17 protein-coding genes and 2 pseudogenes are annotated in these 17,328 nt (G+C 62.9%); 9 read left to right on the top strand and 10 right to left on the bottom strand.

The window, feature by feature from the left end; all coding sequences use genetic code 11:
* Positions 1 to 2: 2 nt before the first annotated feature.
* The gene (locus X735_RS139640) at positions 3 to 1,382 is read right to left on the bottom strand and encodes an aspartate aminotransferase family protein (RefSeq protein WP_023813616.1); all 1,380 of its coding nucleotides are present in this window, start codon (positions 1,380 to 1,382) and stop codon (positions 3 to 5) included.
* 156 nt (positions 1,383 to 1,538) lie between these two features.
* Between X735_RS139640 and X735_RS139645 the strand changes: the two genes are divergently transcribed.
* Positions 1,539 to 1,991, top strand: coding sequence for a hypothetical protein (locus tag X735_RS139645; protein ID WP_023813615.1), 453 nt, complete (start codon positions 1,539 to 1,541; stop codon positions 1,989 to 1,991).
* A gap of 6 nt (positions 1,992 to 1,997) precedes the next feature.
* Here X735_RS139645 and X735_RS139650 read toward each other — a convergent pair whose 3' ends face one another.
* From X735_RS139650 to X735_RS139660, 4 genes and pseudogenes are all read right to left on the bottom strand, one after another.
* A complete protein-coding gene (locus X735_RS139650; RefSeq protein WP_023813614.1) occupies positions 1,998 to 2,972 on the bottom strand; it encodes a WD40 repeat domain-containing protein in 975 nt (324 codons plus the stop codon).
* A gap of 107 nt (positions 2,973 to 3,079) precedes the next feature.
* Positions 3,080 to 3,612 (bottom strand): annotated as a pseudogene (locus X735_RS01000000166365) (GNAT family N-acetyltransferase).
* Entirely contained in the window at positions 3,609 to 3,887 is a 279-nt protein-coding gene (locus X735_RS139655) for a DUF1778 domain-containing protein (RefSeq protein WP_023813613.1), read from the bottom strand. The pseudogene X735_RS01000000166365 and the gene X735_RS139655 overlap by 4 nt, the downstream one beginning before the upstream one ends.
* Positions 3,888 to 3,975: 88 nt before the next feature.
* Entirely contained in the window at positions 3,976 to 5,028 is a 1,053-nt protein-coding gene (locus tag X735_RS139660; RefSeq protein ID WP_023813612.1) for a GTP-binding protein, read from the bottom strand.
* A 200-nt stretch (positions 5,029 to 5,228) separates the two neighbouring features.
* Between X735_RS139660 and X735_RS139665 the strand changes: the two genes are divergently transcribed.
* Positions 5,229 to 5,960: an intradiol ring-cleavage dioxygenase gene (locus X735_RS139665; protein WP_023813611.1), complete on the top strand. Its 732-nt coding sequence runs from the start codon at positions 5,229 to 5,231 to the stop codon at positions 5,958 to 5,960.
* Positions 5,961 to 6,175: 215 nt separating this feature from the next.
* Positions 6,176 to 6,646 carry a MarR family winged helix-turn-helix transcriptional regulator gene (locus tag X735_RS139670; protein ID WP_013528223.1) on the top strand — a complete coding sequence of 157 codons (471 nt, stop codon included), beginning with the start codon at positions 6,176 to 6,178 and terminating at the stop codon, positions 6,644 to 6,646.
* Positions 6,647 to 6,670: 24 nt separating this feature from the next.
* Here X735_RS139670 and X735_RS139675 read toward each other — a convergent pair whose 3' ends face one another.
* The gene (locus X735_RS139675) at positions 6,671 to 7,540 is read right to left on the bottom strand and encodes an AraC family transcriptional regulator (RefSeq protein ID WP_023813610.1); all 870 of its coding nucleotides are present in this window, start codon (positions 7,538 to 7,540) and stop codon (positions 6,671 to 6,673) included.
* A 48-nt stretch (positions 7,541 to 7,588) separates the two neighbouring features.
* Between X735_RS139675 and X735_RS139680 the strand changes: the two genes are divergently transcribed.
* From X735_RS139680 to X735_RS139695, 5 genes and pseudogenes are all read left to right on the top strand, one after another.
* Positions 7,589 to 7,996, top strand: coding sequence for a DUF2000 family protein (locus X735_RS139680; protein WP_023813609.1), 408 nt, complete (start codon positions 7,589 to 7,591; stop codon positions 7,994 to 7,996).
* A 192-nt stretch (positions 7,997 to 8,188) separates the two neighbouring features.
* The gene (locus X735_RS139685) at positions 8,189 to 9,073 is read left to right on the top strand and encodes a DMT family transporter (RefSeq protein ID WP_032909476.1); all 885 of its coding nucleotides are present in this window, start codon (positions 8,189 to 8,191) and stop codon (positions 9,071 to 9,073) included.
* Between the two features lie 77 nt (positions 9,074 to 9,150).
* Positions 9,151 to 10,069 (top strand): annotated as a pseudogene (locus X735_RS01000000166360) (LacI family DNA-binding transcriptional regulator).
* Positions 10,066 to 11,049 carry a 2-hydroxyacid dehydrogenase gene (locus X735_RS139690; RefSeq protein ID WP_023813607.1) on the top strand — a complete coding sequence of 328 codons (984 nt, stop codon included), beginning with the start codon at positions 10,066 to 10,068 and terminating at the stop codon, positions 11,047 to 11,049. Before X735_RS01000000166360 ends, X735_RS139690 begins: the two are co-directional and overlap by 4 nt.
* Before the next feature lie 77 nt (positions 11,050 to 11,126).
* A complete protein-coding gene (locus tag X735_RS139695) occupies positions 11,127 to 11,531 on the top strand; it encodes a hypothetical protein (protein ID WP_032909483.1) in 405 nt (134 codons plus the stop codon).
* Here X735_RS139695 and X735_RS139700 read toward each other — a convergent pair whose 3' ends face one another.
* Positions 11,532 to 12,305 (bottom strand): gamma-glutamyl-gamma-aminobutyrate hydrolase family protein, encoded by a 774-nt coding sequence (locus tag X735_RS139700; RefSeq protein ID WP_023813605.1) that lies wholly within the window; start codon positions 12,303 to 12,305, stop codon positions 11,532 to 11,534.
* Between the two features lie 263 nt (positions 12,306 to 12,568).
* On the opposite strand from X735_RS139700, the gene X735_RS139705 reads away from it, so the two are divergent.
* On the top strand, positions 12,569 to 13,678 hold the full coding sequence (locus tag X735_RS139705; protein ID WP_013528215.1) for a TRAP transporter substrate-binding protein: 1,110 nt from the start codon (positions 12,569 to 12,571) through the stop codon (positions 13,676 to 13,678).
* An 85-nt stretch (positions 13,679 to 13,763) separates the two neighbouring features.
* On the opposite strand, the gene X735_RS139710 is transcribed toward X735_RS139705, so the two are convergent.
* From X735_RS139710 to X735_RS139720, 3 genes are read right to left on the bottom strand one after another with little or no spacing between them, the layout of a single operon-like run.
* The gene (locus X735_RS139710) at positions 13,764 to 14,792 is read right to left on the bottom strand and encodes a zinc-dependent alcohol dehydrogenase family protein (protein WP_023813604.1); all 1,029 of its coding nucleotides are present in this window, start codon (positions 14,790 to 14,792) and stop codon (positions 13,764 to 13,766) included.
* A gap of 18 nt (positions 14,793 to 14,810) precedes the next feature.
* Positions 14,811 to 16,595 carry a TRAP transporter large permease subunit gene (locus tag X735_RS139715; RefSeq protein WP_023813603.1) on the bottom strand — a complete coding sequence of 595 codons (1,785 nt, stop codon included), beginning with the start codon at positions 16,593 to 16,595 and terminating at the stop codon, positions 14,811 to 14,813.
* A complete protein-coding gene (locus X735_RS139720; RefSeq protein ID WP_023813602.1) occupies positions 16,592 to 17,176 on the bottom strand; it encodes a TRAP transporter small permease subunit in 585 nt (194 codons plus the stop codon). Before X735_RS139720 ends, X735_RS139715 begins: the two co-directional genes overlap by 4 nt.
* Positions 17,177 to 17,328 lie beyond the last annotated feature (152 nt).

Below are 17,328 nucleotides of genomic sequence, written 5' to 3'. Positions count from 1 at the left end.
TCTCATGCCGCAAGCTTTGCCGCAACCGCGCCGAAGGCGGTGATCAGCCGGTTGACCTGGGTCCCAGTGGTCGCCGGCGAGATCAGCATCATGTTGTGGAAAGGTGCGATCAGCACGCCGCGATTGACCAGCGCGACATGGATGGCAGCCTCCAGTTCCGGTGCATGCGCCACTTCCGCCTCGGCGCCATTGCGCAGCGGACCGGGCGCACAGATGAACTCGACACGAGCGCCGACGCGCGAAACATGCCAGGGCAGGCGATAGCGATCGATCACGCCGGTTAGCCCGGCATCGAGCCGCCGCGCCAGATGATCCATCCGGTCATAATTCTCCGGCGTCATCACCTCTTCAAGCGTGGCGCGCATCGCTGCGAACTGTAGCGGGTTGGCCGAGAGCGTCGTTCCCATACCGGAATAGCCCGGCTCCTTGGTCCTGTTGTAATCTGCGTAGCGCGAGGCGACGTCGTCACTCATGCCCCATACACTTGCCGGCACACCGCCGGCAATCGGCTTGCCCAGGACGAAGAGGTCCGGGTCGAGGCCATACTTCCTCGTATAGCCGCCGGGGCCGGTCGAGATCGTGTGCGTCTCGTCGATCAGAAGCAGCGTGCCGGCTTGGCGTGTCAGTTTGCGCAGGGCGTCATGGTAACCCGGATCGGCCAGCACCATGCAGGAATTGGTCAGTACCGGCTCGGCGATGACGCAGGCGACGTCCTTATCCCCAAGCGCGGCTTCGAGTGCTGAAATATCGTTGAACTCGATGACCTTGGCCGTGCGGGTCAGGTCGCGGAACTCGCCCGCCAATCCCGGCCGGTTGACGGGCTTGCCGTCGATCAGCCGCACCATCGTCTCGTCGACCGAGCCATGATAGCAGCCGTTGAAGACCAGGATTTTTTCGCGGCCGGTGACGGCACGGGCAACACGCAGCGCAAAGCGGTTGGCGTCGGTCGCCGTCGTCGCGATCTGCCAGAACGGCAGGCCGAAGCGCTGCTGCAGCAGCGGCCCTATGGCCAGCGCATCTTCCGAAGGCAGCATATAGGTCAGGCCGCGTCCGGCCTGGCGGCGGATGGCGCGTGCCACCGGTGGCGGCGAATGGCCGAACATCGAGCCGGTGTCTCCAAGGCAGAAATCGTCGAGCTTGTTTCCGTCGATGTCGGTGATCGTCGCGCCCCTGGCGTTGTCGACCAGGATCGGGAACGGCGTCGGCCAATCGTTCATCCAGTGCATCGGGACTCCGCCGAAGAAGCCGGGCAGGCCGTTGCCGATCTTGGCTTGCGATTTTGGCCGCGCCTTGCGGAAGGCTGCCCCCTCGGTTTCGCGCAAATCGGCAATGCGGTCGCGGCCGATGCCGCCGATGGACGTCTTGGACATATCGCTGTGCATGAAAACCCCTCTGGTCGATCCCTCTTAGCCAATCCGTGTCCGCATCCGCAATTGGCCGCGCATCTGTCCTGCGTTGGCTCAGCCTTTGGCAGCGGCGCTTGACCGTGCTGCCGAAGTCAGCGCCAATATGAGCGGGATTTGAGGTGGAGGGGCAAAATGAGAACGATCATGTGTGTGGCAATGCTTCTGTCGTCGGCTGGCGCTGCCTTTGCGTCGGGCGGCATCTGGTGCTCCACCGAGGACACGGCGGCGACATTCGAGGTCGAGGCAGGCGTCACCAGAGGCATGGGCGGGCCGACCTTCAACTTTCGCGGCAACCTCGAAATTCTGAGCCGGCCTGCCGGCGACAGCCTGCGCAAGACCGTGTTCGAGGATTCCAACCTGACGCAGTACTGGCTCGACGGCAAGGAATTGCGGCTGAACATCTATCGTGAGCACGAGGCCGCGCAAAAGATCAACTCGATCGAACTGACGATCCTGACCAAGACCAGCGACGAAGGCGTCTATGACGGGAGCTATACGCTCTCCATCTACGACGCCGCGGCGGATACGGACCAGGACGGCAAACCGGTTGAAATCAGCGGCAAAGTGTCGTGTGGAGCGGAGTGAGCGGGGTCAGGCCGTGATGTCGATGACGCCGCAATCGCCGGCGGCACTGCCGAAGGCGACACGGCGTTCTTCCTTGTCCCACATCATCGAGGTGATGGAGCCCTTGCCCGGCCGTCGCAACAGCACTTCCTTGGCGTCGGCAAAACGCACCGCCATCACCATGCCGTCATCATAGCCTATGGCGACGACATCCTGGCTCGGATGGCAGGCGACAGCCGTCACCATGGCGTTGCCTCGCGTGCCGAGTTCCAGCGGCGCCTTGCCCATCGGCCCATCCTTGCCCGAAAACGGCCAGACGATCGCCGCCGGCGCGCCGGAACTCGCCAGCCACTTGCCCTTCACGCTCCACGACAGGCTTTTCACCTTGCCGGGATAGCCGGTCATGCGCATGTGCTTGCCGTCGGCGAGCTTCCAGCCGTGCAGCGCGTTTTCCTGCATGGTGGTGACGAGGAAGGCGCCATCCGGCGAGAAGGTGACGCCGGTGTGGGCACCGGCCCATTCGAGTTCCACCGGCTTGCCCTCGGCGGCGGGGAAATGCAGCGTCGCGCCATTGTAGCGGGCAACGCCGAAGCGCATGCCCTTGGGCGAGAAGGCCAGGCCCTCGACCGAACGCGGATGGGTGAATTCCCTGGTCTTGCCGTCGGCGAAGCGCACGAAGGCGGTCTTGCCTGAGGCATAGGCGATGGCGCCTTGCGGCCCGGCGGCAACGCTGGTGATCCACTTCCTGGCGGCGCTTGCCAATTCCGTGGCCTCGCCGCCCGCTTTCACGGCAAACACCTTGCCGTCCTCGCCGCCGGTGATCAGCCGGTCGTTGGCCGCATCATGGAAGGCGGCCAGCAGCCCGTCATTGGCCTGAACTGTCTTGTGGCCATGGTCGAGCCGATGGACGACGCCGTCGGCCATCGCGAAATGCGGCACGTCACCGAGAAAGACGGCGGCGATGCAATGGCCTTCGAGATCAAGCGGGGCGACTGTGGGCATGACTATTCTTATTCACCTGGACGAGATTGTAGAGACAGCCCGGGCGGCTTACTCGACGTTTGCGGTTCCGGCAACCATGAGGTTAGGCAAGTCGCGAGAGGCGGTTGTCAAAGCAGCCCTCTCTCCCGCAGATCGGTTGCGAACGTCGCCAGGGGCATCACCAGGGTCAAATCCGATCCTTGGAGGGGCTCGGCGCCATAACTGGCATACCACCTTGCCGCCCNGCCCGCTCGCTCTTGGCATCGATGATGAGTAGGATGCCGCCGCCCTCGCCGGCAAGCCGTAGGCAGCGCAACGCCGCGGCAGCAAGCAACTGACCGCCGAGCCCTTGCCCTGCGACGGTGCGGTCGGTCGCGAGCCGTGCAAGCTTGAAACCGGAAACCTCGTGTCGCGCCAAGCCTCTCGTCATGGCTTCGGGCACGGTTTCATGGGCGACTGCAGACGGTGCGATCGTATAGAACCCAAGGATACGCTCCGAAGCCGCGTCATCAATCGCACAGAAGGTCTTGGCTGCATTCTGATCGTGGCTCTGTCGCGCGAACCGCCGCAGAAAATCGTTCATTTGCGCGTCGCCGCAATCGAAGGAAGCCCGATCGTGACGTCTCGCAATCGGTTCTTCATGCCAGGACGGAAGCGTCACAGAGTGTCCGGCAAGGCGGCGATCGCGGCCTTGAGCTTGGCGTTGGGTCTTGGCGGGTGTTCCAGTAGATCGAGGATGCGTGAGAAATCGCGACCCGACACCTTCGTCACCTCCGCTGCCTCTATTACGGCCTGCGCCTCGGGCACGACCTTGTCGAGGATAAAGTCGGCCATGTCCTTGTGCGACAGCGCTGCGGCGCGGGAGATCATCGCCTTCTGCTCAGGCGGAATGCGGATTTGGTAGCGCTCGGTCTTGTTGTCGGCTGATCTAGGCATAGGTCACTCCTCGCCGCTAATATCATGTACACATGATATGTGTACATGAAGAGATATTCAACCCGCAACGAGCAGCGCTACGAAGGACCTAGGCCTGGCAGGCGTCAAAGCTCTTCTTCAGCCGCTCGGCGTCGAGTTCACGGCCGATGAACACTAGCCGGCTCTCATGCTTCTCGCCGTCCTTCCAGGCGCGCTGGTGATCGCCCTCGATGATCATGTGCACGCCCTGGATGACATAGCGTTCGTCGTCGCCCTTGAGCGCGATGATGCCTTTCAGCCGCAGGATGTTGGGGCCTTCCATCTGGGTGATCTTCTCGATCCAGGGGAAGAATTTCTTCGGGTCCATCTCGCCGCCGCGCAGCGACACCGACTGCACCGTCACGTCATGGATATCTGAAGCATGAGCGTGATGGTGGTGCCCGTCATGATCGTGGTGGTGGTGATCGTGACCGTCATGATCGTGGTCATGATGATCGTGATCGTCATGCGCCTCGAGGAAATGCGGGTCGTTTTCCAGCGCCCTGGACAGGTCGAAGGCGCCGCGGTCTAGCACCTCGGTCAGCGCGACGCCGGCTCGCGTCGTGCGATGGATCTTCGCCGCCGGATTGATGGCGCGGATCGTTGCCTCGACCTTGGCGAGTTCTTCTGATGTGACGAGGTCGGTCTTGTTGAGCACGACGACGTCGGCGAAGGCGATCTGGTCCTCGGCTTCCCTGGAATCCTTGAGCCGTAACGGCAGATGCTTGGCGTCGACCAGCGCCACCACCGCGTCAAGCCTGGTCTTGGAGCGCACGTCGTCGTCCATGAAGAAGGTCTGCGCCACCGGCACCGGATCGGCGAGCCCGGTGGTCTCGACCACGATGGCGTCGAAGCGGCCTGGCCGGCGCATCAGGCCCTCGACGACACGGATCAGGTCGCCGCGCACCGTGCAGCAGATGCAGCCATTGTTCATCTCGTAGATTTCCTCATCGGATTCCACGATCAGATCATTGTCGATGCCGATTTCGCCGAATTCGTTGACGATAACGGCGTAGCGCTTGCCGTGGTTTTCCGACAGGATGCGGTTGAGCAGCGTCGTCTTGCCGGCGCCGAGATAGCCGGTGAGAACGGTTACGGGGATCTGCGTCTGTGCGTCGCTCATGGCTTGCCTCGAAAGTGCTGGCCTCGAAAATTCGGCCTGAGAAAAAGGGAATGTCGGCTCCATATAGGGTGTGTGCCGGGCTTTTGCACGGGGCAAACCTATGGGCCAAACCGGCTTGCCGACATTGCTGAATTTTCATTGGCGAGAGCCGCTGTGACCGCCTAGATCAGGATACGAGAGGCCAATTCGAGAGGCAAGATATGTCCGGCAAGCCATCCTCCTTCTCAATGAGCCGGCGCCAGGCGCTCGGTTTGATCGCGGTCACCGCCGGCGGTGGTGCCTTCCTGCCCGCCGCCGCGATAGCAGACCAGACTTTACCCTATGCCGGACTGGCCTTGTTCGAAAACGGCGCCGGTGTCTGCACCATTACGCCTGAAGTGACCGAGGGGCCGTTCTATTTCGACCCGAAACTCGAACGTGCGGACGTCACCGAAGGCAAGAAGGGCATAGCCCTTGGCGTTCGGCTGCAGGTTGTCGACGCGGACTGCCGCCCACTTGCCGGCGCCCGCGTCGACATCTGGCATTGCGACGCGCAAGGCGCCTATTCCGGCTATCCCAGACAGGGTGACGACCGCGACGTCGACACGTCGGGCCGGACCTTCCTGCGTGGTTGGCAGAAGACCGATGCAAGCGGCATCGTTTCCTTCGCCACCATCTATCCCGGCTGGTATCGCGGCCGCACCACCCATATCCATTTCAAGATCTTCCCTAACGACAGTTCGGTGATGACCGGACAGTTGTTCTTCCCCGACAGCCTCAGCGAGCAGATATTCACCACAGTCGCGCCCTACAATGACCGACCCGGCAAGCGCGACACCTCGAATGCCGCGGACGGCATCGCCAGGCGGGCCGGACCGCAATCGCAGGCTGCGCTGCGCGAACTGGAGGATGCCTATCAGGCGCTGATGATCGTAGCGGTGAAGCCCGGCTGAGCGGCGGTCACTCCACCACCCTGCTCGCGACGAAAACTCCGGCTGGGAATTCGTTTGTCATCTAACTGAAATAAACATCTGGCATTAGCCACGGCGGACACCACAATGCTTGCCGGCAAAGCTGTTTGAAGCACCGGAATCTTTTTGATCGTCGATTGCCAACCGGCCGGCTGCCTCTATGCTGCCCGCACCGGTACGGCCGAAGAGGGATGACCATGGCCAAGGCGGACAAGACTGCAACAATGAGCCGGCTGCATTCGGCGGCAAGGCTGGCAAGAACGGCGCTGGCTGCCCGGCTTCTGGCGCACGGCTTCTATGCCGGCCAGGACCAGATCATGCTGGCGCTCGACCGTGAAGACGGTCAGACGCCGGGCAATCTTGCCGGACGCCTCGGCGTGCGCCCGCCGACGATCACCAAGACCATCAACCGGCTGCAGGCCCAGGGTTTCCTGGAGAAGCGCGCCTCGGAGGCTGATGCCCGCCAGGCCCATATCTTCCTCACCGATACAGGCCGCGACATCATCCACGCCATCGAGAAATCGGTGAAGAAGACCGAAAAGCAGGCGCTGAAGGGCCTCGACAAGAAGGACCAGAAGTCGCTGTTCAAACTGCTTGCCCGCATCGAGGCCAACCTCTCGAACGAGGAACTGGTGCTCATCGACGACGACGCCGAGTCGGACGACTGACCGGCAGATTGTCGCGGCAGGCGATCAAGCCGCCGCGGCAGAGCCCTGGATCAGCGACGACCAGCGTCCCGGTGTCATGCCGAATGCCTTCTTGAATTGCCTGATAAAATGGCTCTGGTCGCTGAAGCCGGCTTCGACTGCGATCTGTGCCAACGGTTCGCCGGCGGCGATCATCCGCCGCGCGCGCTGAAGCCGGCGCATCACCAGGAAGCGATGCGGACTGGTCGAGAAAGCGGCGCGGAAGTGCCGCGACAAGGCATAGCGGTCGAGCCCGGTTACCGCTTCCAGTTCACCGGAGCGCACCGGCCGGGTCAGGTTTTCCGTAAGATAGTCGCGTGCTAGCGCAGCCGCCCGCCACGCCGTCCTGGTCATCGGCTTCGCCGACTGGCCGCCATGCCGGATCAGGCTTTGCATCAGTTGCGTCAGGAAGTCGTCGACGAACAACTCGTCGAGTTCCTGCTCCAGCGGACCCAGCGCCGAAAGCAGCGTTGCGCAAAAGGCGGCGTCCGTCACCACGCCATCCCTGACAAAAGGCAGCGAAGCGCCGCCAAGGCAGCCGAGCATCAGCGACGGCTCCAGATAGAGCATTCGGTAGCGCAGGCCGTCCTCGGTGCCGGCGCCGCCGTCATGCAACTCGTCGGGATGCAGAACGATGATCTGTCCCGGAAGGCTGTGGCGCGCAGCGCCGAGATAGCGAAACGTCTGCACACCGTGCAGCGTCACCCCGATCGCATAGGTGTCGTGGCGATGCAGGTCGAACGCGCTGCCACGGAAGCGCGCCTCGATCCGCTCCATGCCTGCGGGATCGGGGGCGGAGATGATACGGTTTTCCGCCGCATCGACGCACAAACGTCCAAGACCCTTGAAAGCCTGGCTGTCTAGATCGTGCGACATCGTCTCCTTCAGCCTCGCATTGGGGCACAACCGAATGGCCAATGTCTCATGTTCGATACGAAATTTGCAATCGTGCTCGGGGAAGATCTGCCGGTCTGGCAGAAACTCAACGTCACCGCTTTCCTGACCAGCGGCATCGTCGCGCAGTTTCCCGATATCATCGGTGAACCCTATCGCGACCGCGCCGGCAATCTCTACAACCCGCTGTCGATCCAGCCGGTCATCGTTTTGTCCGCCGACCAGGCAACGTTGGGCGCCATCCACCGGCGCACACTAGAGCGCGGCGTGACCACCTCGCTCTATGTCGAGGAGATGTTTTCGACCGGCTTTGACGCGGCTAACCGTGCCGTCTTCGCCGAATTCGCGCCTGAAGACGCCAAGGTGGTCGGGATCGCGCTTCGCGCCGACAAGAAGCTGGTCGATAAAATCACCAAGGGCGCCCGCATGCACGCCTAGCCAAGGCACTACGCCTGCCGGCGGCTCTTGTTGTGCCAGCAGGCTTTCACCTCGGGGCTGGCGACAATTGCCTTGCCGGGAGCCGGCAATTCCCGCAAAGGTGGGCTTCAGCCCAGCTTCCCACCCGGCCTGCAAGTGAGTGCTCCCCAAAGACATGTAGAAAGCGCGACGCCCCCGGTGGCGATCCTGTGCATGCTTTCCACCTATGTCTGCTTCACCTTCCTCGACACATCAAGCAAATACCTCGTCCTTGCCGGCGTTTCCGTGCTGGTCGTTGCCTGGGTGCGCTTTGCCGTGCATGTGGTGCTGGTCGGCGCGCTGCTGCGCGGCTGGCGCGAACCGGTGCGGTTTCGTCCGGTCAACCTGCCGGCGCATATCTTGCGTGGCGCGTTCCTGTTCGGATCGACCATATTCAATGTCCTGGCGCTCAAATCCCTGCAACTGGCCGAGACAACCTCGATCTATTTCTTCGGGCCGATGGTGATCACGGCGCTGGCCGGTCCGCTGCTTGGCGAGTGGGCCGGCTGGCGGCGCTGGCTGGCGATCCTGGCGGCCTTTGCCGGCGTCCTCATCATCACCCGGCCGGGCGTCGGCGTTTTCGGCATCGGACATCTCTTCGCGCTCGGCTCGATGCTGTCGAACTGCTTCTACGTCATCATGACGCGCCGCATGTCGGCGACCGAGACATCGGAGAGCCTCATCCTGTTTTCGGCGCTGGCGCCGGCGCTGCTGCTGTTGCCCCTGCTGCCGTTTTCGTTTTCCCTGCCGCATGATGGCTGGCACTGGTTCGTGCTGCTGATGCTCGGCGTGTTCGGCGGCGTCGGTCACTGGCTGCTGGTCCAGGCCTACCGGCTGGCGACAACCACGGCTTTGGCGCCCTATCCCTATTCGCAGATGGTGTGGATGATCATTTCCGGCTGGATCGTCTTCAAGCAGTTTCCCGACCGCTGGACATTGGTCGGCGCCGCCATCATCGTCGCCAGCGGTCTCTACATCGTCCATCGCGAGCATAGGCTTCGGCTGCGGAGCCGCGCGGCCTCGGATGTCGAGGCCGAAGCGTTGGCAAAAAAACTTTGATTTGCCCCCGATCGGTGGCATAACGCCGCCTTTAAACAGTTTAGGTCTGGAAGTTCAGGTCCGGGGAGCACACGTCGCTGGCACAAAAAATCAAGCTTTCGACGATCGCGGATGCGCTCGGCGTGTCCACGGCCACGGTCTCGCTGGCGCTGCGCGACAGCCCTCTGGTTGCCGGGACCACCCGTGACCGCATCAAGGAACATGCCCGCGCCATCGGCTATATCTACAACCGACGCGCCGCCAGCCTGCGCACCTCGCGTTCCGGCATTGTCGGCGTCGTCGTCCACGACATCATGAACCCATTCTTCGCCGAGATCCTGCGCTCGATCGAAAGCGAGCTCGACCGCAGCCGGCAGACCTTCATCCTGTCCAATCATTATGATCAGCTCGAAAAGCAGCGCACCTTTATCGATACGCTTTTGCAGCTCGGCGCCGACGGCGTCATCATGTCGCCGGCGATAGGCACGCCGGCTTCCGACATCCTGATGGCCGAGGAGAACGGCCTCCCCNCACAAGCGCATCGCCATGATCGGCGGCACCGACCAGACCTCGACCGGCCGTGACCGCTACCAGGGCTATGTCAACGCGATGGAGGCGGCCGGGCTGGAAGTCAGGCCGTCATGGCGCATCGCCGGCCCACGCACCAAGCAGGCCGGCTTCGAGGCCGCCGGACAGTTCCTGGCGCTGAAGGACAGACCGACGGCTGCCTGCTGCTGGAACGACCTTGTCGCCATCGGCCTGATGAACGGCATTGCCCGTGCCGGCCTTGTGCCCGGCGTAGACATCTCCGTTACCGGCTATGATGACCTTGAGGAAGCGGCGATCGCGACGCCGGCGCTGACCACTGTCTGGAACGGCCAGCGCGAGGTTGGCCGCCGCGCCGCCAGCGCGCTGCTCGACAAGCTCAACGGCCAGACGGTGCGGCCCTCGCAGGAATTGATCAAGCCGGAACTGCATGTGCGTCAGTCGACCGGCAAGCCGGTGGAGCGTGTATGACCAAGGCCGAACAGCTGCAATCCGTCGCCATCCTGGTGCCGGGCGATTTCAACGACCATGCGGTCGACCGCATCAACCGCACGTTCAGGCGTGTCAGAATCGAACGCGCCGATCCGGCGCTCGTCACTGACGAGATGCGCAGTGATGTGCGCGGCATCGCTTCGTTTGCCGGCATCGACGCGGCGATGATGGATGCATTGCCCAACCTCGAACTCATCGCCTCCTTCGGCGTCGGCTATGATTCGGTCGATGTCGTCCATGCCCGAGCGAAGAACATCATGGTCACCAACACGCCCGACGTGTTGACCGAGGAGGTCGCCGACACCACGATCGGGCTGCTGATCAACACCATCCGCGACTTGCCGCGCGCCGAAACCTGGTTGCGTGACGGCAGCTGGGTGCGCAAGGGCAACTATCCGCTGAGCCGGCTGACCTTGCGCGGGCGCAGTGTGGGTATTTTCGGCATGGGCCGCATCGGGCAGGCCATCGCCCGGCGTCTGGAAGCTTTTGGCTTGCCGGTCGCCTACCACAACCGGCGCCGTGTCGAAGGTCTTTCCTACCAGTATCATGCGACCCTGAAAGGGCTTGCAGAAGCCGTCGATACGCTGATTTCGGTGGCGCCGGGGGGAGCCTCGACGGAGAAGGCGGTCAATGCCGAGATCCTGTCGGCGCTTGGCGCCAACGGCGTCTTCGTCAACATCGGCCGTGGCAGCACTGTCGACGAAGCAGCGCTTGCGGCAGCCCTTGTCACCGGCACCATCGCCGCCGCCGGCCTCGACGTCTTTGCCGACGAACCGAACGTGCCCAAGGCGCTGCTCGATGCGCCCAACACCTCGCTACTGCCGCATGTCGGCTCGGCCTCGGACCATACCCGCCGCGCCATGGCGGATCTCTGCGTCGACAATCTGGTCTCCTGGTTCACCGAGCGCCGTCCGCTGACCCCGGTGCCCGAGACGGCGGAAGTCAAGGCGCGAGCTTGAGGCTGCCTCACTTATTAACGTCAGCTTAACCCTTTGGAATCATTCTTCAACCTATCCGTGTACGTGGATGAAGAATGATGAAAGCACTTTCCGCATTGATCGCTGCCGCAGCGCTGTTTGGTGGCATTCAGCTGTTTCATGGCGGCAGCGTGGAAAGCGTGGCCAACGAGGCCGCCCTGTCCAACAGCTACAGGCTGGTCGCCAATGGCGATGAGGCGGTCTGTGCAGTCAGCCGCGGGGCTGAAATTTCGGACGGTTTGTCGCTGCTCACCGTTGCTCCGAAATGCCGCCGGCTCTTGCCGGGCATAGAGCAGGCGAAGTTCTGGCGCGAGCAAAACGACGGCACGGTCGCCTTCAGCGCCAACGGCGTCGATCCGATCGTCACCTTCGCGACTGCCGACGGCGACGGCTACGAATCCTATGCCCCGGCGCTGCCGCTGCTGTCGCTGGCGGCCATAGGCGATAAGAAATCTGGCGACTGATTATTCCGCTGCGGCCCGTGCGCCAGCCTTCGCTGCGGCGTGCAGCCGAACCGCATCGCCGAAGGCACGGAATATCTTCACCGAATTGCTGTCCGACTTGACCCAGTATTCCGGATGCCATTGCACGCCGACGGCGAAGGCGCGGGCGTCGCGCACCGAAACCGCCTCGACTGTGCCGTCGCTGGCGACGGCCTCTATCTGCAGCTTCGAGCCGAGCCGGTCGATCGCCTGGCGGTGCAACGAATTGACCTTGATGTCGCCGGCACCGAACACACCGGCCAGGCAACTGTCGGGTTTGATAGAAATGGTCTGGTGGATGGCGAAGCGTTCGTCCTGCTTGTCGCTCACCGGTGCGCGGTGGTCGAGCGAACCCTCGCGCTCCTGGATCTCGGTGCCGAGCGTGCCGCCCAGCGCCACGTTCAATTCCTGGATGCCGCGGCAGATGGCGAGCAGCGGCACGCCGCGTTCGATCGCCCGCCGGATGAGCGGCAGCGTCGTGGCGTCGCGCGCCGGATCATAGGGGCCATTGGCTTCGCTGGCGTCGCCGCCATAAAGCGAGGGGTGCACATTGGATTTCGAGCCGGTGACCATGACGCCGTCGACCGACGACAGAAGTTCGTCGAAATCGAGCCGGTCGCCGAACGATGGCACCAGCACCGGAAACACGCCGGCGCCGGTGATCGCCGCTTCCAGATATTGTTGTGGGGCTGCATGCCAGGTGTAGTTGTCGAACTGACGGACGTCGGTCGATATGGCGACGAGCGGCTGGTGCATTTTGGCTCTATGTTCCATCTGGGCAAGGATGTCCTGCCTGCAAAATAGGCCATCGCCGGGCATTTTTCCATGCCAAGTTTCAACGTGTCGCATGGGCCACGAAATGGCCTGTTAGACTATAGTTGCAGGGTAGCTGGGCTTCGCCGTCAAATCGGGTCGGCCTGCTGGACTCGACTTCTTGCCCGTGTATTGTCTCGAACGAACCGACAGGGAAACCGAGGATTTCCTGACGTCGGCCTGTTGATCCAAAAGGGAGGAAGTTCATGGATCGTCGTTCATTCATTCGCAAGGCCGGTGTCACCGGCGTCGGTGCCGCGGCGGCGGCGGCCACGCTGGCGGCGCCTGCCATCGCCCAGTCCAATCCCAAGGTGACATGGCGGCTGGCGTCGTCCTTCCCGAAGTCGCTCGATACCATCTATGGCGGCGCCGAGGTGTTCTCGAAGATGCTGTCGGAAGCCACCGACGGCAATTTCCAGATCCAGGTTTTTGCTGCCGGTGAGCTGGTGCCTGGCCTGCAGGCCGCCGACGCCACCACGGCCGGCACGGTCGAGGCCTGCCATACGGTGGCATATTATTACTGGGGCAAGGACCCGACATGGGCGCTCGGTGCGGCGGTTCCCTTTTCGCTCAACGCACGCGGCATGAATGCCTGGCATTACCACGGCGGCGGCATCGACCTGTTCAACGAGTTTCTCGCCACGCAGGGCCTTTTCGGCCTGCCGGGCGGCAACACCGGCGTCCAGATGGGTGGCTGGTTCCGCAAGGAAATCAACACGGTGGCCGACCTTTCCGGCCTCAAGATGCGAATCGGCGGTTTTGCCGGCAAGGTGGTGCAGAAGCTCGGCGTCGTGCCGCAGCAGATCGCCGGCGGTGATATCTATCCCGCGCTGGAGAAGGGCACCATCGACGCGGCCGAATGGGTTGGTCCCTATGACGACGAGAAGCTCGGCTTCTACAAGGTCGCGCCCTATTATTACTATCCCGGCTGGTGGGAGGGCGGCCCGACCGTCCACCTGATGTTCAACAAGGCGAAGTACGAAGAACTTTCGCCGACGTACAAGTCGCTGCTGCACACTGCCGCGCAGGCGGCCGACGCCAACATGCTGCAGAAATACGATTATCTGAACCCTGCGGCGGTGAAGCGACTGGTGGCCGGCGGCGCGAAACTGCGCCCGTTCAGCCAGGAGATCATGGCTGCCTGCTTCGAAAAGGCCAACGAGGTCTATACCGAAATGGAAGCCTCCAACGCCCCGTTCAAGAAGATCTGGGAATCGATCAAGGGCTTCCGCAAGGAGCACTATCTCTGGGCGCAGGTGGCCGAATACAATTACGACACCTTCATGATGGTCCAGCAGCGCAACGGCAAGCTGTAGTCGGCCGGACTTCTGCTCAAAAGCTCTCTGGGCGGAACCTGCTCAGGGAGCTTTTCTGTATATCCCGGGAGGCGAAGCCGGCGGTTCAGCCTCGGCGCGGCACCACCAGAACCTTGACCTCGCCGGGCGCCGGCGGATTAGCGATCACCGCTGCCGCTTCTTCAAGCGACACCTGCCTGGAAATCAGTCTGTCGATCTCGATCGTACCGGAAGCAATGAGTTCGGCGGCGCGGCGATGCGTGTAGGGATTGAGGAAGGAACCGAGCACCTTCAGTTCCCGGAACAGCAGGTCGAACGGCTCGAATTCAGCTTTCACGCCTTGCGGCGTCACGCCGACGATGACGACCGTGCCGCCGGCGCGGGCCAGCCGCATCGACTGCTCGACGGTCTCTCGCACGCCCGCGCATTCGAACACCACGTCGGCTCCGCCCGGCGCCAGGCCGGCTGGCCCGGCGATGGCGTCGACGACATCGGCGGCAGTCGGATCGACCGTCGCTGTCGCGCCGAAATCCCTGGCGAGCGCGCGCCGCGAAGCTTGCCTGGTCGACAGGATGATGGTCGTGGCTCCCGCCAATCTTGCCAGCTGCACGGTGAGCAGGCCGATCACGCCGCCGCCAAGCACGACCACCGAGCTGCCTGGCTTGACCCCGGCAAGGTCGACGCCGTGCAGGCAACAGCCGAGCGGCTCGCAGAAGGCACCGTGCATGGGGTTCAGGCCCGCAGGCAGGACGAAAGCCTGCTTCTGCGGCAAGGCAAGATATTCGGCAAAGCCGCCGTCGCGATGAATGCCGATGGCGCGCAGATTGCTGCAGAGATTGACTTGTCCCGCGTGACAATGCGCGCAACGCCCGCAGGCGATGTTGGGATCGCCGGTGACGCGGTCGCCGATGGCAAAGCCGGAGACGGATTTTCCGATCGCCTCGACGATGCCGGAGAATTCATGGCCGGGCGTCACCGGCGGCGTGCACGGAAACTCGCCGTGAAACAGATGCCGATCCGTGCCGCAGACGCCGCAGGCTTCGATGCGCACCAGTAGCTCATCCGCACCGATGTCAGGCATGTCGACTTCGCGCAGCGTGATGCCGCCCACTGCTTCCAGCCGCACCGCTTTCATGGTTTTGACCATGCCGGTTCAGTTGAAGCTTGGCGGTTGCGACAGGTCAGGCTGTGGCGCTGCCGGCTTTGCCGGTGTCGGATCGCCGAAACTGGGCGGTTGCGAAAGGTCAGGAGCTGCCGGCGCCGTGCCGCTACCAGCGGGCGCCGCTCCATCCGCCGGCGGCGTGCCGAGCGGCGACAGGCCGGGCACCTCCGGCACCTTGTAATCGATGGTTCCCGGATCGACGGTCGTTCCCTTATAGTGCATCACCATTTGCGGAAAGGCGATGGTCAACCCGATCATGATCACCTGGATGCAGACAAAGGGCACGGCGCCCCAATAGATCTGTCCGGTGGTCACCGGCGCGATTTGTTTGCCGGTGAGACGATCGAGATAGGGCACGCGCGCGGCCACCGAACGCAGGTAGAACAGCGCGAAGCCGAAGGGCGGGTGCATGAAGCTGGTCTGCATGTTGACGCCCAGGAGCACGCCGAACCAGATCAGGTCGATGCCGAGCTTGTCGGCGGCGGGCGCCAGCAGCGGTACGATGATGAACGCCAATTCGAAGAAGTCGAGGAAGAAGGCGAGGAAGAAGACGAGCATGTTGACGCCGATCAGGAAGCCGACCTCGCCGCCCGGCAGCGACGTCAAAAGGTGCTCGACCCAGATGTGGCCGTTGACGCCGTAAAAGGTCAGTGAGAACACCCGTGCGCCGATCAGGATGAACAGCACGAAGGAGGACAGCCTTGTCGTCGAGGCCAGCGCCTGCTTGACGACGTCAAGCGACAAGCGCCCCTTGGCCGCCGCCATGAACAAGGCGCCGACCGAGCCCATGGCGCCGCCTTCGGTCGGCGTGGCGATGCCCAGGAAGATGGTGCCCAGCACCAGGAAGATCAGCGCCAGTGGCGGGATCAGCACGATGATCACCTGCTGCGCGAGCCTGGACATCATGTTGAAGTTCAGGCGTTTGTCGGCAATGGCCACGATGTAGATGAACAGCACTCCGGCAGTCGCGCCGAGAATGTCGGCATTGTCGCCATGCGCCGGCGCCAGATAACGATACGCCGCGTAGGAAACCGCTGATGTGACCAGCAAAGCCACCAGCAGCGACATCACGCCATGGCCGAGTGTACGGGCCTCGAGCGGCAGCGCCGGCATCGAGTTCGGCCGGATGATCGACATGATCAGGATGTAGGACATATAGAGGCCGGTGAGCACGAGGCCCGGGATCAGCGCGCCCGCGTACATATCGCCGACCGAGCGGCCGAGCTGGTCGGCAAGCACGATCAGCACCAGCGACGGCGGGATGATCTGGGCAAGCGTGCCGGAGGCGGCGATGACACCGGATGCGAGCCGGCGGTCATAGCCATAGCGCAGCATGATCGGCAGCGAGATCAAGCCCATGGCGATGACGGAAGCCGCCACCACGCCGGTGGTCGCCGCCAAAAGCGCGCCGACGAAGATCACCGCATAGGCAAGGCCGCCGCGGATTGGCCCGAACAGCTGGCCGATCGTGTCGAGCAGGTCTTCGGCCATACCCGATCGCTCGAGCACGATGCCCATGAAGGTGAAGAACGGGATGGCCAGCAGCGTGTCGTTCGACATCACCCGGCTGCCGTAGAAATTATCCGGCAATGCGTGCAGGAGCGGCCAGGCGAGGTTGATCGATCCTCCGGAATAAGGCGACAGCAGCACGCCGATGAAGAAGAACATCAAGCCGTTGGCGGCCAACGAAAAAGCGACGGGGTAGCCGATCAGCAGGAAGATGATCAGCGAGGCGAACATGATCGGCGCCATGTTCTGCGCGATGAACTCCATCACGAGCGCACCTCGTCGGCCAGCGCCTTGGCTTCAAGTTCGGCCTGCTCATGCACCGATATGAAGGGATTGGGGTCGTCCATGTCTCCGCGCATGATGGCGATCTTCTTGATGATTTCGGAGATGCCCTGCAGCGCGAGCAGGAAAAAACCGATGAGCAGGATGGCCTTGGCCGGCCAGATGATCAGACCGCCGGAATTGTTGGACATCTCGCCGCTGCGAAACGACAGCGACACATAGGGCACGAAATAGATCACCATCAGCGTCACGAACGGCATCAGGAAGAAGACATGCCCGAGCAGGTCGATCCAGTGCTGCACGCGGCGTGAAAACAGGCCGTAGACGACGTCGATGCGGATATGTTCGTTCTGTTTCAGCGTATAGGCGGCGGCCAGCATGAAGGCGGCGCCGAACAGATACCACTGCAGCTCGAGCCAGGCGTTCGAGGATATGTCGAACACCTTGCGGATAATGGCGTTGGCGGCGCTCACCAGGACCGCCAGCAGGATCAGCCACGATATCCATTTGCCGATGAATTCGTTGGCGCGATCAATAGTCCTGGATAGAGCGAGCAGCCCTGCCATGCATTTCCTCCCTTGTACCGGAGGCGTGCCGGCTCCCCCCTTTTTTGTCCGTCACGCCGCGTGGTCCAACGGTATGCCGCGCGTGGACTGACGGGTCAACAAGCATAGAGGCAGCAAATATCATCGCATGGCAGACAGTGCCCGATACCGGC

The sequence above is a fragment of the Mesorhizobium sp. L2C084A000 genome (genome assembly GCF_000502875.1).
Classification (GTDB): domain Bacteria; phylum Pseudomonadota; class Alphaproteobacteria; order Rhizobiales; family Rhizobiaceae; genus Mesorhizobium.
This window is presented reverse-complemented; position numbering and strand designations above follow the sequence as displayed.

What these genes read in the sequence shown, in the direction of transcription:
- X735_RS139640 (WP_023813616.1), bottom strand. Translation starts at nt 1,382, where the DNA reads ATGCACAGCGATATGTCCAAGACGTCCATCGGCGGCATCGGCCGCGAC.
- X735_RS139645 (WP_023813615.1), top strand. Translation starts at nt 1,539, where the DNA reads ATGAGAACGATCATGTGTGTGGCAATGCTTCTGTCGTCGGCTGGCGCT.
- X735_RS139650 (WP_023813614.1), bottom strand. Translation starts at nt 2,972, where the DNA reads ATGCCCACAGTCGCCCCGCTTGATCTCGAAGGCCATTGCATCGCCGCC.
- X735_RS139655 (WP_023813613.1), bottom strand. Translation starts at nt 3,887, where the DNA reads ATGCCTAGATCAGCCGACAACAAGACCGAGCGCTACCAAATCCGCATT.
- X735_RS139660 (WP_023813612.1), bottom strand. Translation starts at nt 5,028, where the DNA reads ATGAGCGACGCACAGACGCAGATCCCCGTAACCGTTCTCACCGGCTAT.
- X735_RS139665 (WP_023813611.1), top strand. Translation starts at nt 5,229, where the DNA reads ATGTCCGGCAAGCCATCCTCCTTCTCAATGAGCCGGCGCCAGGCGCTC.
- X735_RS139670 (WP_013528223.1), top strand. Translation starts at nt 6,176, where the DNA reads ATGGCCAAGGCGGACAAGACTGCAACAATGAGCCGGCTGCATTCGGCG.
- X735_RS139675 (WP_023813610.1), bottom strand. Translation starts at nt 7,540, where the DNA reads ATGTCGCACGATCTAGACAGCCAGGCTTTCAAGGGTCTTGGACGTTTG.
- X735_RS139680 (WP_023813609.1), top strand. Translation starts at nt 7,589, where the DNA reads ATGTTCGATACGAAATTTGCAATCGTGCTCGGGGAAGATCTGCCGGTC.
- X735_RS139685 (WP_032909476.1), top strand. Translation starts at nt 8,189, where the DNA reads ATGCTTTCCACCTATGTCTGCTTCACCTTCCTCGACACATCAAGCAAA.
- X735_RS139690 (WP_023813607.1), top strand. Translation starts at nt 10,066, where the DNA reads ATGACCAAGGCCGAACAGCTGCAATCCGTCGCCATCCTGGTGCCGGGC.
- X735_RS139695 (WP_032909483.1), top strand. Translation starts at nt 11,127, where the DNA reads ATGAAAGCACTTTCCGCATTGATCGCTGCCGCAGCGCTGTTTGGTGGC.
- X735_RS139700 (WP_023813605.1), bottom strand. Translation starts at nt 12,305, where the DNA reads ATGCACCAGCCGCTCGTCGCCATATCGACCGACGTCCGTCAGTTCGAC.
- X735_RS139705 (WP_013528215.1), top strand. Translation starts at nt 12,569, where the DNA reads ATGGATCGTCGTTCATTCATTCGCAAGGCCGGTGTCACCGGCGTCGGT.
- X735_RS139710 (WP_023813604.1), bottom strand. Translation starts at nt 14,792, where the DNA reads ATGAAAGCGGTGCGGCTGGAAGCAGTGGGCGGCATCACGCTGCGCGAA.
- X735_RS139720 (WP_023813602.1), bottom strand. Translation starts at nt 17,176, where the DNA reads ATGGCAGGGCTGCTCGCTCTATCCAGGACTATTGATCGCGCCAACGAA.